Source organism: Acinetobacter genomosp. 15BJ, assembly GCF_000400715.1.
Taxonomy (GTDB): domain Bacteria; phylum Pseudomonadota; class Gammaproteobacteria; order Pseudomonadales; family Moraxellaceae; genus Acinetobacter.
Map to the genome: position 1 here is coordinate 1511052 of NZ_KE007347.1, position 14348 is coordinate 1525399.

Consider the following 14348-nt stretch of genomic DNA (forward strand, 5'->3'; position numbering starts at 1 on the left):
ATGTCACCTTAAATGGCAAACCAAATGAGTAAAATAATTGCCGCTATACTGCCTGCTGTTAGCAGTAGATGCGTAATTAAACGGGTTTTAATGGTGAGAAATAAAATATAGCCCGCCAAAGACAATAAAATGATGATAATCGCACTGATATCAATGAGCCAATGCCAAGTCACACCGACATTTTTACCCCGATGCAAATCATTTAATAAGGACACAGTGGTGGCTGGTTTTTGGGTAATTTCAACTTCACCTTGATCCATCAATACCCAAAGATCTGTTGAACCGGCTGGACTTTCCAAACGAATCATTACCTCCCCATCCATCACTTCGCTGCTTTTATAACGTCCAATCAACGGCTGCTTGTCGCGAACAAAATCCAGAATCGCCTGAGTTGGATTCTCTTGTTTTTGGATGGCACTCACAAAAGCAGCTGGTAAAGTGAGTTTTACGATTTGTTCATTATTGGATGATTTAAACCAATCGGGATTATTTAGTAATAGTCCTGTTGCAGCAAAAAAGATCAGAACAATGAACGCAAATGCAGAGAGCCAGCCATGCACATAGCGGGCATGGCGGTAAAAATCACGGCGTTGATACAAGAGATAAGCCTCATAGATAAGTAGGGCTTTTAATTAAGCACCACGTTGGAAGTTTAGTTTCAGCGTACCAATTTCTACCTGCGCAGGAAGTGTTTTTGTTACCGCTTTCGGCCCTACTTCTAATTCAAAACTTTGATATGAATGATCACCATGCTCACGAGAGGTTTCAATATGGATTAAATATTTACCTGCATCGACAGCTTTACCAGTTTCATCTTTACCATCCCAAGCTAAACGGTACTGTCCCGGTTGGCGTGATGGCTTAGCCACCGCATCCAGATTTGGCATTTGACGACCATATCGACGCCACCACACATAGTTTGAGTTCAGCCACCTCTCATCTTTACCCCAAACTGCAAGAGTACGCACTAACTTTTTATCATTGTCTGTCACCCAAACCGAAACATAAGGTGCACGGTAATTATCAACGGCAAGTTTTGGAATATTCACTTCAATTTGAGCCTGATAACCTTTAGGCCAAGCTGTTGCTGCACCATTAGCAGCCACATGTCGAAGAATCGCAGGCTGATTGGCATCTAAAAGTGTAGACCAACCCGAGCTTTGATAGCTTGTACCATCACTCGCAACCAATTGTGCTTCAAATCCAACCAATTCCTCTATCAGTTGCATACCTTCCTGAGGTGACATTGCGGTTAAAGCCGTTGCCAAAGCATCTGCATCCGCAGCACACTGTCCAACCACAACACATTGTTCAACGGTTTGAATCGGCATACCTGTTTGTGGATTGAGTAAATGCGATTGACCTGCCAATGAACGGTAACCTTGCCCACTCAATGCCACCGCTTGATCTTTAATATTTAAAACCTGTGTTGGTGCAGCATTATCAAATCGTTCATTTGGATCTTGAATCCCTATTTTCCAGCCCGCCTGTTGTGGTGATTGACCCCACACCCGCATATCACCACCAATATCGATCAAAACCCCCTGCAAATGTGGCACGGCTTGTTTAGCAGCAATCAAGGCACGATCAATTATATAGCCTTTTGCATAGGCATCAGGTGCGACTTTAATGGCTGGATCCAGTTTAATCTGTTTGGTTCTCGGATTTAACTCAATGCTTTGGTTTTTTAATTGGCTTAATAAAGCTTCTTGAGTTTGATCATCCAGCTTGTGTACCTGATGACTTTGTTCCCACAACTTAATCAATTGGCCTAAACGTGCATCAAAGCCGCCACAGGTTGCACTGCGCCACTGCTCACATGCTGCAATCACCTCATACAGTTCAGATGAAGCAGCGATCTGTTGTTCACGATTGAGTTGACTGATTTCACTGTCATCACGCCACACCGATAAAATCTTGTCCAAACGTGCCACTTCGTTCTGAATCGCTTGTAATGCCTTTTCTGCATCTTTTTGATGTGCTGTGGTTACAACAACATCTAAAGAGGTCCCTAAAATATGATCTTGGTGAAAACTATAACTAGGAATCTGAATTAGCGCTTGTAATGTTTGGGGATCCTTTACAGCACTTTCGTTGGCCTGAACCGTAGTGACTGGAGACATAAATACAGCGATGGCTGCCATCAACGGTGATAAACGAAATATGATTTGAACAGGGCGAAAAGCTTGTTGCGTTGATGACATCGTTAAGGTTCCTTTTCTAAGATTTACCTAAGCCAATACATGCGCTTAATAAAAAGCAAATGGCTTGGTCTCACGCATGAATTACAACCAAAATAACATGAAAGCGAAATTATCTTATTTTCAATAAAATCAAAAACATTCCATTCACTTGAGATACACATTAGGGAGAAAAATAACGTGTTCATCTGTATATGTCTAATGGCATAAAAACGATTAAAAATTTATCGAAATAATATTGCAACTGATACTCGTTATCAAGTAGATTGTAGCAATTCTTTTGCATTTTTGTTTATTTCTCTTTTAAGGAATTCTTCATGCGTCATCTGCTCACTCTTGCCCTATTTTCTGCGCTACCGACATTCAGCTTTGCTCATACAGCAAGCCCTTTTTTATTGCCAGAAGTATTCGACAGCAAAGCAGATAACGTTAGCTTCCAAAGTGGGATTACCGTTGAAAAATTCTTTGTGCCAAGTCGCAACTTCAAAACGGATTATCAGGTGACAACGCCTGAAGGAAAAACCGAAGCCATCAAAGCAGCAGCAGAATTAAAAAAATTCAACGTTGCTGAAGTCAATTTGACTACTGATGGCACCTATCGTCTCCGCACGCAAAATGCGACAGGCAACCCAACGAAATATGCATTGATTGATGGTCGTTGGTTACGTGTTCGCCCGCAACGCTCTACTAATGCAAACCCGATGCCGCCACAAGGCAATAATGCAGAGCAAAAAGCACCTCAAGTACCAGCAAATCAACCACCCCGTTTTATTGCTGAAGACCAAATTCCTGCAAATGCAAAAATGGCTCAAACCATCAACACCTATATTGCTGAAAGCTTTATCACCAAAGGCAAACCAAGTGCTGTACCCGCAGTGACCAATAAAGGATTTGAATTCAAATTCTTAACCCATCCAAATGAACTCTATTCTGGTGAATCATTCAAAGCGCAAGTTTTAATGGATGGTAAACCTGTTCCAAATCTGGAAGTGGATGTGTTTAAAGGTGCAAGCAGTTATCAACCAAATGTAAAACGTGATCAACCGCATGTCAAAACTGATGCCAAAGGTGAAGTTGAAGTGAAATTCAGTGAAGCTGGTATTTACCTGATTACCACCGCTTATCCTGAAGCAAATACAGATAATACCAAACAACCTATCGCTCAATCTTATACATACAGCGTGACCGTTGAAGTGACAGAATAAACCTTTTGATTAAGGTACTTATCAACATATAAGTACCTTTACCCTTTTGATTTAGTTGCAATCCATTTCTATCTTAAAAATAACAGCGTATATTGTTTTAAAACTCGTACCTACCTTGTTTTATGACCTCAAAAAAAACCAGTGATGCAGGCATCTTTTTATGGATGGTTTATCAAACCATGCAAAAGATGAATTTAGATGCCGCTGCCATATTTGCTCGTGTTCATTTACCCGATCAACCACCAGATAAATTCGTACGCCGTGACAACGCCACACAGCAACGCTTTTGGCAAGCAGCAGAACAAATTAGTCATGATCCTGATATTGGCTTACATGTCGGTCACAATGTCCCTCCCTTTCGTGGGCAAGTGATTGAATATCTTTTTCTCAGTAGTGCAACATTTGGTGAAGGCCTCAAACGAACTGTTCGCTATCAAGCCTTACTCACTGATGCCATGTTATTTAACTTAGAAATGATAAATGAACATAGAGTAATGATTTCAGGCCTCAATCATCCTGTTCGGCATTATCTGGAATGTGCAATTGGCATTCTGCTTAATTTCTTTAAATATATTAGTGATGAAAAATTTATAGCGCTTGAAATCGGCTTGCCGTATCCAGACGGAGCGAATCATGAGGAATATCAGAAAGTATGGGGATGTCCTGTCAAACTCGGGCAAGATAATGGCTATATCTGCTTTGATGAGGCACAATTAGCAATCCCTTCTGCTGCACATGAACCTGAACTGTTAAAAGTACATGAACATCACGCTGCATCACAACTTGAGCTATTAAACAAACATCAGCTTATACACGACATCGAAAAAATCTTGGCCAGTGGTTTATTAGAGTCTGGTGAATTTGATCAGAACATCATTGCTGAGTATTTAGGACGTAGTGCTCGTAGCTTAAGAGCTGATTTACAATTGTTAAATACTAGCTACGAGAAAGTCATTGCTCATTATCGAGAACGTCTGGCACGGCGATTACTTTCCCAAACCCAAGAAACTATTGACCAAATTGTTTATCTTACTGGCTTTTCTGAGCCCTCAGCATTTTCAAGAGCATTTAAACGTTGGACTGGGGAAACACCAACGGCGTATCGCCAACACAAACAAATTTGAATTGATTGAACAGGCAATTAAAAGCTGCCAGATCAGTCAAAAGAATTCCTGTAAACCTTCTTAAAATCCGATCCATGTTTTACGAGGTAATCTCTCATGATCGGTTTTCCAGTCGGTATTTTTGTTGCTAATGGTATGGAATGGTATTTCCACAAAGTCTGGTTACATGAATTTCCAAGCAAAAATAGAAACAGTCCGTTCTTTACCCATATTGCTCATCATAAACGCACCCGCCTAAATGGCTTTCATGATGAAGGCTATGCTGAGTCGATGTTTAAAAATTCTGAAATGTACAATGAAAAATCAGCTCTCATCGGCCTAGCGGCTGCATCGACCATTTTTCTGCCCGTTGCACCCTTCTTTACCGCAGGCTTGTACTATGGCATTTGGAATTATTGGAAAGTGCATGCCAAATCACACCTAGATCCAGAATATGCTAAAAAACGGATTCCTTGGCATTATGATCATCACATGACCAGCAATCAAAATGCGAATTGGTGTGTAACTAAGCCATGGTTTGATTACATTATGGGAACGCGAGTCATGACCAATGCATCGGTAACAGAAACCAATCCATTGGCGATCAACATGCCGAAATGGCTGGAAAAAAGAGTGAATCGCCTAGCACGTCAGTTATTACCGAAAGCCTATGCTCAAATTGATGCTAATACGCAATTTGATCAGCAGAATTTAAAACAAGGGATTGAGGTCGCGTTATAAATACACTGCGACTAGCAAATTAAATCAAACCGAGTATATGCATGACTCGGTTTTCTATTATTAGAAAATTAATGCGAGCTGGTTTTAGACAGTAAATTAAGAATCAGCACACCGCTCATGATCAAGACAATACCAATGATTCCCCAAATATCTAGTTTTTGGTCAAATACAAACCATGCCACGGTGGTAATCAAAACTATCCCAACGCCTGACCAAATCGCATAAGCAACGCCTACAGGAATCGTTTTTAAGGTTAGAGATAAGCAATAAAATGCAATTACATAACCAAGCACAACCACAATAGAAGCAACAGGCTTGGTAAAACCTTCACTACTTTTTAAGGCAGATGTTGCGATCACTTCTGCTGTAATCGCAATGAATAAAACTATCCAATTGTTCATTTACTCATTGCCCTCAATCAAACACAACCTAACAGAATTTGTACAGCAGAAAAAAACACCCTTTTATAAAGGGTGTTTTTAACATTAACGGCAAAAAGCGAAGCAAGCAATTAAGCCGATTTCTTCGCCATATTATTTTTACGGATCGTAATCATCAGCAACTGAACTGCTGCTGGTGTAACACCCGGAATACGACTTGCTTGTGCTAATGTTTCAGGGCGAACAGTGTTTAACTTTAATGTGATTTCACGTGATAGGCCTGAAATACCCTCATATTCAAAATCAGCAGGAATTCTGGTTTCTTCAAGACGTTTTAATTGAGCAACATCTTCATGCTGACGATTAATATAGCCTTGGTATTTTACCGCGATTTCAATCTGCTCACCCACATGCTCAGACACTTCTGAACCCGTTAATTCAGCAATTTGGCTAAAATTGATATTTGGACGTTTCAGCAAATCGATCGCACTACATTCTTTACTCAGATCTGCACCCGTCATTTCAACGAATTTTTTACCCATTGGATTATTTGGTGCAGCCCACAAATGTTGTAAACGAGACGTTTCACGCTCAACCGCTTCCATTTTCTCGCTGTACGCAGCCCAACGTTCATCGTCAACTAAACCAAGTTCACGACCAATCGAGGTTAAACGCTGATCAGCATTATCTTCACGCAACATCAAACGATATTCTGCACGTGAAGTAAACATACGATACGGTTCTTTGGTACCGAGTGTAATCAAGTCATCGACCAAAACGCCCATATAAGCTTGATCACGTTTTGGTGTCCACTCTTCTTGTTCCCATGCACGGCGTGCAGCATTCAAACCCGCAAGCAAGCCCTGCGCACCAGCTTCTTCATAACCTGTGGTACCGTTGATTTGACCAGCAAAGTACAGATTTTGAATCGCTTTAGTTTCAAGTGTAAATTTCAATGCTTGTGGATTGAAATAGTCATATTCAATCGCATAGCCTGGACGCAAGATATGCGCATTTTCCATACCACGAATTGAACGAACCAAATTGAACTGCACATCAAATGGCAACGAAGTCGAAATGCCGTTTGGATAAAGCTCATGGGTATCTAAGCCTTCAGGCTCTAAGAACACCTGATGTGAATCTTTATCAGCAAAACGGTGGATCTTATCTTCGATTGATGGGCAATAACGTGGACCAACACCTTCGATCACCCCGGTATACATTGGTGAACGATCTAAACCGCCACGGATAATTTCATGGGTTTTTTCACTGGTATGCGTGATATAGCAATTCACTTGTTCAGGGTGCATGGATGCATCACCCATAAACGACATCACTGGCGATGGGAAATCACCGGGTTGTGGTGTCATTACAGAAAAATCAACTGTGCGTGCGTCAATACGTGGCGGAGTGCCTGTCTTTAAACGCCCAACGGGTAATTTAAGTTCACGTAAACGATGAGCTAAAGCAATCGATGGTGGATCACCTGCACGGCCACCACTTGAATTTTGTAGGCCGACGTGAATCACCCCACCCAAGAAAGTCCCTGTCGTCAATACCACTGTCTTGGTATCAAAACGAATACCCATTTGGGTTACAACACCTTTAACAGTATCGCCTTCAACAATTAAGTCGTCTGCAGCTTGCTGGAAAATATCCAAATTCGCTTGATTCTCTAAAGTATCGCGAATCGCTGCTTTATAACGTACACGGTCCGCTTGTGCACGTGTTGCACGCACAGCCGCGCCTTTACGAGAATTTAAAATACGGAATTGAATACCACCTTTATCCGCTGCAAGTGCCATTGCACCACCAAGTGCATCGATCTCGCGAACAAGATGTGATTTACCAATACCACCAATCGCTGGGTTACAGCTCATCTGCCCCAAAGTTTCAATGTTATGCGTTAACAATAATGTTTGTCTTCCCATACGTGCCGCAGCAAGTGCTGCTTCCGTACCAGCGTGACCGCCGCCAATTACGATAACGTCGTAAACTTTAGGATAGTGCATAGTGGTAAATGTGTATTCAAAAAATGACAGAGCATTATACAGGAGTTTTGCATTAAATTGCCAAAAACAGTCAAGATTGTTGAGGATTGCAAGTCCCTGTTCTGGCTACAGAACATACAAAAAGAAACCTTATGTTGCATTTTCCTCTTAGACTGCACACAGCGACTCATCACTATTAACTTGAACACCACTGTTTTATCTGCCCAGTTTCTTATCCTAAAAGTGTATAAAAAATACTTTAGGACAATGATATGAACACAAAGCTTTTATTTTCATCTCTTATTTGTAGCCTATGTTTTAGCGTAGCTGCACATGCAGATACCAAAGCAAGCCAAGATCAACAGGCCAAGAAATATCAACAGGTCTGTAAAGGCAAAAAACAAGGTGATCCAGTTTCATTTGCATTTAAAGGCGTTGTTTTCAATGGTTCATGTGAGCCAAATGAAGCGGGTAAGTTAGCATTCCAACCACCAACACCAGCATCTAATGCTACCGCAGAGACCCAAAGTCGTCTTTCAGAAACGCAATCGGCACCTCGCCCAGTCAGTAGTGCACCGGTAGATAATAGCACTGCACCCATGGAAGCACCCGCTATCGCTCCTGCAGCACCAGTAGCACCAGTAGCACCTGATGTTGAACAAACTGCACCTTAATGCATAAATGTTATAAAAGAAGGCCTAATTGGGCCTTCTTTTATATAAAAACAATATAATAGATTGCATTAGAACAAAATATTTCATCTTAAAATTGTAATCTGTCTACTTTATAATCCCTTTAACATGCACGAATCCATTACAATAAGCACAAATACATTTATTTAGGTTTTCCTGTGAACTGGCTACAAATTCATATTACTGTTGATCAAAACCAAGTCGAACTGACCGAAACATTACTCCTGTCATTAGGCGCGGTGAGCGTAACTTTAGATGATGCTGAAGACCAAGCCTTACTTGAGCCATTGCCAGGTGAAACACCGCTTTGGAATAAAGTCATCGTCACAGGGATTTACCAACAAGAAGAAGATGACCCAATTGATGTCGATACTTTAGAAGCCTTCTTAAAAGCACAACTTCCAGATGTACCAATGCGCCATGAATACTTGGAAAACCAAGTGTGGGAACGTGCTTGGATGGATTATTATGAACCGATTCAAATTGGTGAAAAATACTGGATCGTACCAGAATGGTTAGAGCCACCCGAAGCTGATGCAACCAATATCAAGCTGGATCCAGGCCTTGCCTTCGGTACTGGAAACCATGCCAGTACCTTCTTATGCTTACAATGGCTAGGTAAAACTGATGTTAAAGACAAAGTCGTGATCGACTATGGTTGTGGCTCAGGCATCTTAGGTGTTGCAGCTTTATTACTCGGCGCTAAAAAAGTTTATGCAACTGATATTGACCCGCAAGCTGTACTTGCGACAAAACAAAATGCAGAATTAAATGGTGTACTCGATCGCCTTTCTGTAGGATTACCCGAAGAGTTTGATCAAGAATTTAAACCACAACAAGCAGATGTCCTTGTCGCCAATATTTTAGCGGCACCTTTGATGGCACTTGCGCCTGAATTCTCAACTTTAATAAAAAATGAGGGAGAGTTCGCACTTGCTGGTGTAATCGAAGAGCAAGTTGCTGATGTTTCTAGTGTTTACTCACAGTTTTTTGATATATTAGAGATCGAAAAGCGTGAAGAAAACTGGTGTCGCATTTCAGGAAAACGTAAAACAACAATTTGAGAACATTGTTACTTATGAGTGAAAAACAAACCCGCTGCCCTAAATGTTCAACTGTGTACAAAGTGACCCTTTCACAACTCAGTGTTGCACAGGGTATGGTTTGTTGTCCGAAATGTGTCATTAACTTTAATGCATTAACCAACTTATTAGAAACAGACAGTGAAGCGATCCCGACACCTGTCAATCGCTCACTTTTTTCTTCAATACAACCTGACAGCTCGTTTGCAGAAAAACAAATGCAGATTTTGAGCATCTTTGATCAGAAAATTGAAAACTCAAATATTGATTTATTGACCTATCTCAACAACCTCAATTATTTCAATACTGAACCTGTTACCGCCCTACCTAATTTAAATCTGTCCGAAGATACCTTACAAATTGACCATGAGAATAATGATAAACAACATGGTTGGCTGTATTACACGCTTTGGGGGCTCGGTAATATTGCTTTAATTTTGGTATTTGCTTTTCAGATTTTATGGTTCAACCCAAAACTGATGCATGAAAGTCCAGCCTTGAATCAGATATTTAATTATGCCTGTGGCATTTTCTCGTGCAAAACCAGTGATGAACAATATAAATATCTTAGTTTTGAAAAAGTAAAAATTAAGCGTGGAGAAAAAGATGCCACTGTTTTTTCAGGTGTGCTTCTAAATCATAATGAGAACAGCGTGGCACTCCCGCCTATTAAAGTCGTGCTCAAACAAAATGACGAAGCCGTTTTTAATGTAATGCTCAAACCACAAGATTACTTAGTCGATAGTTTGAAAACGATTCAACGCATTCCAACCAACAGCCCTTTTCGCTTCGAATTTAGCCTTCCAAAAAGTAAAAATAGCTTCAATGACTATAGTTTAGAATTTGTACAGCCCTGAAAGATCAAAAAAGTGACAAAAAAACAAAAAAAAGTGCAGTTAATTTGCTCACTTTTTCGCTGACAGTGGTATGATACGCGCCACGAATGCTTGACCTACTTACTCCTCGTAATTTATAGACAATAAAATCGTTAAACGAACTGTGCTTTTACCCAATAAGCGCATTGTTGGTTTTTTTGTTTTTAAAAGTAGGCGGTAACAAATATTTAACTATTGTTACGCTTATTTTTTACACAGCTCGAGGATTTGTGGCAAGCTAATAGTCCTTTTGTTTTAGAGTCACTGTTTTAGGATCTAAAACGGGGCTCAGTAATTTAGACCACATTTATATCACTTTACCCAAGTGATATTTTGATATTTCGGATTAACACGCATGAATAGCAAATCTCCTATTTTTACGGCTCAATCTGATGTCGCTCTTCGCATCCATGTAGATCGCGCAGTTCGTCATTATTTTGCACAATTGCAAGGTGAGCAACCATCTCAAGTTTATGACATGGTTTTAGCAGAAATGGAGAAACCTCTTTTATCTGTGGTCTTAGAATATACTCGCGGTAACCAAACACGTGCCGCTGAGATCTTAGGCCTTAACCGCGGAACTTTACGCAAAAAGTTAAAAGCTCACGGTTTAATGAGTGAATAATTGATAAAATGCTCACGTTCTCGTGGGCATTTTTTTTGCCTTTTATTTTCAATCTGTAGACTTCAAACTGTTGACTAAAATCATGACTATCAAACGTGCTTTAATCTCTGTATCTGATAAAACCGGAATCGTTGAATTCGCTCAAAATCTTGTAGCTCTAGGGGTAGAAATTTTATCTACGGGCGGTACATATAAGTTGCTTAAAGACAACAATATCGCCGTAGTAGAGGTTTCTGAACATACAGGTTTTCCTGAAATGATGGATGGTCGTGTAAAAACATTACATCCAAAAATTCATGGAGGCATCTTAGCTCGTCGTGGTCTGGACGAAGCAGTGATGCAAGAACACAACATCGATCCGATTGATCTGGTGATTGTAAACCTGTATCCATTTGCAGCAACAGTAGCAAAACCGAACTGTTCACTTGCAGATGCAATCGAGAATATCGACATCGGTGGTCCAACAATGGTTCGTGCCGCTGCGAAGAACCATGCTTCAGTAGGCATTATCGTGAATGCAGCTGACTACGACACAGTCGTTGCTGAATTAAAAGCAAATGGTGCACTTTCTTACGAAACTCGTTTCGACTTAGCAGTAAAAGCATTTGAGCACACTGCACAATACGATGGCATGATCGCATCTTATTTAGGCGCGCGCGTTGGCAAAACTGAAGGCGAAGCGGATCTGTTCCCACGTACCTTCAATACCCAACTGAATAAAGCACAAGATTTACGTTATGGTGAAAACCCTCATCAAAATGCAGCATTCTATGTAGAAGAAAATGCAAAAGAAGCATCTGTTTCTACCGCGAAGCAATTACAAGGCAAAGAACTCTCTTATAACAATATTGCAGATACCGATGCAGCACTTGAGTGTGTGAAATCATTTGCGAAGCCTGCTTGTGTGATCGTTAAACATGCTAATCCTTGCGGTGTTGCAGTTTCTCTTGACGGTATTCAAGCAGCTTATGATCTTGCTTATGCAACCGATCCTGAATCTGCTTTCGGCGGCATCATTGCATTCAACCGTGAATTGGACACTGCAACTGCACAAGCGATTGTAGATCGTCAATTTGTTGAAGTGATTATTGCACCAAGCATTGCGGATGGCGTACTCGAAATCACAGGTGCGAAAAAGAATGTACGTGTGTTGGTGTGTGGTGAGCTCCCAGCAATTGACGCTCGTGCAGCACAACTTGACTATAAACGCGTGAATGGCGGCTTATTGGTTCAAGACCAAGATCTAGGCATGATTACTAAAGATGATCTTAAAGTTGTGACCAAACGTGCGCCAACTGAACAAGAAATCGATGATTTGATCTTTGCTTGGAAAGTAGCGAAATATGTGAAATCAAATGCAATTGTTTATGCAAAAGATCGTCAAACGATTGGTGTAGGTGCAGGTCAAATGAGCCGCGTCAACTCAGCACGTATTGCAGCGATTAAAGCTGAACATGCAGGTTTAGTGGTTGAAGGTGCAGTTATGGCATCTGATGCATTCTTCCCATTCCGTGATGGTATTGATAATGCGGCTAAGGCTGGTATTAAATGTATTATCCAACCAGGCGGTTCAATGCGCGATGAAGAAACCATTGCAGCAGCGGATGAAGCTGGCATTGCCATGGTGTTCACGGGTATGCGTCACTTCCGTCACTAATGCTACTTTAAAGATTCCATCTTATTTACCTCCCTCTAAATCTCCCTCCTAAAAAGGAGGGAGACTATATCAATATGGGTTCCCTCCTTTTTAGGAGATGAGGAACGATTGTAGTTCCGCAAGGGAGAGGTTAAGAGGGACTTTTTTATTCTGAACAGGTATATTCTTAGATACTGAAAAAGGGAAATAACTTAATAATGAATATTTTAGTTTTGGGTAGCGGTGGCCGTGAACATGCACTTGCATGGAAAATCGCACAAGATGCAAAAGTCACTCAAGTTTTCGTTGCACCGGGTAATGCAGGTACGGCAACAGAAGACAAATGTACAAACGTAGAGCTTAATATTCTAGACAATCCAGCAATCATCGCATTTGCAAAAGCAAATGATATTGCATTGGTGATTGTTGGTCCTGAAGCACCATTAGTCAATGGTGTGGTAGATGCAGCACGTGAAGCAGGTTTAAAAATCTGGGGCCCAACCCAGTACGCTGCACAGCTTGAAGGCTCTAAAGCATTTGCCAAACATTTCTTAAAACGCCACAACATTCCTACCGCTTTTTATGACGTTTTCACTGAAGTGGATGCGGCAAAAACCTACGTTGAAAAAAATGGCGCACCTATCGTGATTAAAGCAGACGGTCTAGCTGCAGGTAAAGGCGTAATCGTGGCAATGACCAACGAAGAAGCTTTTGCTGCGATTGACGATATGCTTGCAGGTAATAAGTTTGGTGATGCAGGTTCACGTGTTGTTATCGAGCAGTTCCTTGCGGGCGAAGAAGCAAGCTTCATTTGCATGATCGATGGCAACAACATTTTGCCAATGGCAACGTCACAAGACCACAAGCGTATCTTTGAAGGCGACCAAGGTCCAAACACTGGCGGTATGGGTGCTTACTCTCCTGCTCCTGTGGTAACCTCAGAAGTGTTTGAACGTGTCATGAACGAAGTGATGCGCCCGACTGTTGACGGTATGGCAGCGGATGGTCATGTTTACACTGGCTTCTTATATGCTGGCTTGATGATTGATGAACAAGGTCAACCACGTGTGATCGAGTTCAACTGCCGCTTTGGCGATCCTGAAACTCAACCAATCATGATGCGTTTAAAATCATCTTTGGTTGATTTAGTTGAAGCAGGTATTGCAGGTAACTTACCAAGCGAAGCTGAATGGGATGAACGTAAGTCAATTGGTATCGTACTCGCAGCGGAAGGTTATCCAGAAACCGTACGTAACGGTGATGTGATTTCAGGTCTTGGTAAGTCTCCAGAAGACACCAAGATTTTCCATGCAGGCACGGCGATGAGCGCTGATGGACATGTGATTACCGCTGGTGGTCGCGTACTGTGTGTGACTGCACTGGGTGATACCGTACTCGAAGCACAAATCAATGCGCTAGAAGTATGCGGCCAAGTAACCTTTACAGGTATGCAATACCGTAGTGACATCGGTTACCGCGCAATTGCTCGCGAAAAAGCTGAATAAGCTTTTGTGAGCAAAAAAAGCCTTCTTCGGAAGGCTTTTTTTATTCCATAAACAGCATAAATATGAATTCTATATTCATTATTTAAATATAAAATTCAGAAAAATATATATTTATTATTCAATTGATTCCTCTCTCTATATTTTTGGAAAAATTCATAAAACTATCATTTATTTATATTTACTTAGACCATTATTTTCTTCAAGCAAGCAGATTGTTAAGCTTCAAAGTACAAGCTGTTCCACTATAACCGCCCATAAATTGTTGCTATGATTGCCGAAATTTTAGATGTTGTTTTTATGTTAACTGTATAT

13 protein-coding genes are annotated in these 14348 nt (G+C 41.0%); 9 read left to right on the forward strand and 4 right to left on the reverse strand.

Translation table 11 applies throughout. The annotated features are described in order from the left end of the window. Nucleotides 1–8: 8 nt before the first annotated feature. Together F896_RS07130 and F896_RS07125 are read right to left on the reverse strand one after the other, a co-directional pair. Nucleotides 9–599 carry a PepSY-associated TM helix domain-containing protein gene (locus tag F896_RS07130; protein ID WP_016164198.1) on the reverse strand — a complete coding sequence of 197 codons (591 nt, stop codon included), beginning with the start codon at nt 597–599 and terminating at the stop codon, nt 9–11. A gap of 33 nt (nt 600–632) precedes the next feature. Beyond that, complete coding sequence (locus F896_RS07125) at nt 633–2204, reverse strand: DUF2271 domain-containing protein (RefSeq protein WP_016164199.1); 1572 nt, start codon at nt 2202–2204, stop codon at nt 633–635. Nucleotides 2205–2518: 314 nt separating this feature from the next. On the opposite strand from F896_RS07125, the gene F896_RS07120 reads away from it, so the two are divergent. The 3 genes from F896_RS07120 to F896_RS07110 all read left to right on the forward strand — a co-directional run bounded on the left by F896_RS07120 (nt 2519) and on the right by F896_RS07110 (nt 5250). Then, nucleotides 2519–3406: a DUF4198 domain-containing protein gene (locus F896_RS07120; protein WP_016164200.1), complete on the forward strand. Its 888-nt coding sequence runs from the start codon at nt 2519–2521 to the stop codon at nt 3404–3406. Between the two features lie 122 nt (nt 3407–3528). Next, nucleotides 3529–4530: an AraC family transcriptional regulator gene (locus F896_RS07115; RefSeq protein WP_016164201.1), complete on the forward strand. Its 1002-nt coding sequence runs from the start codon at nt 3529–3531 to the stop codon at nt 4528–4530. Between the two features lie 96 nt (nt 4531–4626). Then, a complete protein-coding gene (locus tag F896_RS07110) occupies nt 4627–5250 on the forward strand; it encodes a sterol desaturase family protein (RefSeq protein ID WP_016164202.1) in 624 nt (207 codons plus the stop codon). Nucleotides 5251–5318: 68 nt separating this feature from the next. On the opposite strand, the gene F896_RS07105 is transcribed toward F896_RS07110, so the two are convergent. Beyond that, nucleotides 5319–5651: a DMT family transporter gene (locus F896_RS07105; RefSeq protein WP_016164203.1), complete on the reverse strand. Its 333-nt coding sequence runs from the start codon at nt 5649–5651 to the stop codon at nt 5319–5321. 110 nt (nt 5652–5761) lie between these two features. Next, nucleotides 5762–7642, reverse strand: coding sequence for a tRNA uridine-5-carboxymethylaminomethyl(34) synthesis enzyme MnmG (gene mnmG / locus F896_RS07100; protein ID WP_016164204.1), 1881 nt, complete (start codon nt 7640–7642; stop codon nt 5762–5764). A gap of 251 nt (nt 7643–7893) precedes the next feature. Between mnmG and F896_RS07095 the strand changes: the two genes are divergently transcribed. From F896_RS07095 to purD, 6 genes are all read left to right on the forward strand, one after another. Further along, complete coding sequence (locus F896_RS07095) at nt 7894–8295, forward strand: hypothetical protein (protein WP_016164205.1); 402 nt, start codon at nt 7894–7896, stop codon at nt 8293–8295. A gap of 176 nt (nt 8296–8471) precedes the next feature. After that, nucleotides 8472–9377, forward strand: a complete 906-nt coding sequence (prmA, locus tag F896_RS07090; protein ID WP_005204784.1) for a 50S ribosomal protein L11 methyltransferase — start codon at nt 8472–8474, stop codon at nt 9375–9377. A gap of 14 nt (nt 9378–9391) precedes the next feature. Then, complete coding sequence (locus F896_RS07085; protein WP_016164206.1) at nt 9392–10252, forward strand: DUF3426 domain-containing protein; 861 nt, start codon at nt 9392–9394, stop codon at nt 10250–10252. Nucleotides 10253–10625: 373 nt separating this feature from the next. After that, nucleotides 10626–10895, forward strand: a complete 270-nt coding sequence (fis, locus tag F896_RS07080) for a DNA-binding transcriptional regulator Fis (RefSeq protein WP_001086304.1) — start codon at nt 10626–10628, stop codon at nt 10893–10895. Nucleotides 10896–10977: 82 nt separating this feature from the next. Continuing rightward, complete coding sequence (gene purH / locus F896_RS07075) at nt 10978–12552, forward strand: bifunctional phosphoribosylaminoimidazolecarboxamide formyltransferase/IMP cyclohydrolase (RefSeq protein WP_016164207.1); 1575 nt, start codon at nt 10978–10980, stop codon at nt 12550–12552. 197 nt (nt 12553–12749) lie between these two features. After that, nucleotides 12750–14036, forward strand: coding sequence for a phosphoribosylamine--glycine ligase (gene purD, locus F896_RS07070; RefSeq protein WP_016164208.1), 1287 nt, complete (start codon nt 12750–12752; stop codon nt 14034–14036). The last annotated feature ends 312 nt before the right edge of the window (nt 14037–14348 follow it).

Coding starts and splice junctions, on each gene's coding strand:
- F896_RS07125 (WP_016164199.1), bottom strand. CDS start 2,204: ATGTCATCAACGCAACAAGCTTTTCGCCCTGTTCAAATCATATTTCGT.
- F896_RS07110 (WP_016164202.1), top strand. CDS start 4,627: ATGATCGGTTTTCCAGTCGGTATTTTTGTTGCTAATGGTATGGAATGG.
- F896_RS07105 (WP_016164203.1), bottom strand. CDS start 5,651: ATGAACAATTGGATAGTTTTATTCATTGCGATTACAGCAGAAGTGATC.
- fis (WP_001086304.1), top strand. CDS start 10,626: ATGAATAGCAAATCTCCTATTTTTACGGCTCAATCTGATGTCGCTCTT.
- F896_RS07120 (WP_016164200.1), top strand. CDS start 2,519: ATGCGTCATCTGCTCACTCTTGCCCTATTTTCTGCGCTACCGACATTC.
- F896_RS07085 (WP_016164206.1), top strand. CDS start 9,392: ATGAGTGAAAAACAAACCCGCTGCCCTAAATGTTCAACTGTGTACAAA.
- F896_RS07095 (WP_016164205.1), top strand. CDS start 7,894: ATGAACACAAAGCTTTTATTTTCATCTCTTATTTGTAGCCTATGTTTT.
- F896_RS07115 (WP_016164201.1), top strand. CDS start 3,529: ATGACCTCAAAAAAAACCAGTGATGCAGGCATCTTTTTATGGATGGTT.
- purH (WP_016164207.1), top strand. CDS start 10,978: ATGACTATCAAACGTGCTTTAATCTCTGTATCTGATAAAACCGGAATC.
- purD (WP_016164208.1), top strand. CDS start 12,750: ATGAATATTTTAGTTTTGGGTAGCGGTGGCCGTGAACATGCACTTGCA.
- mnmG (WP_016164204.1), bottom strand. CDS start 7,642: ATGCACTATCCTAAAGTTTACGACGTTATCGTAATTGGCGGCGGTCAC.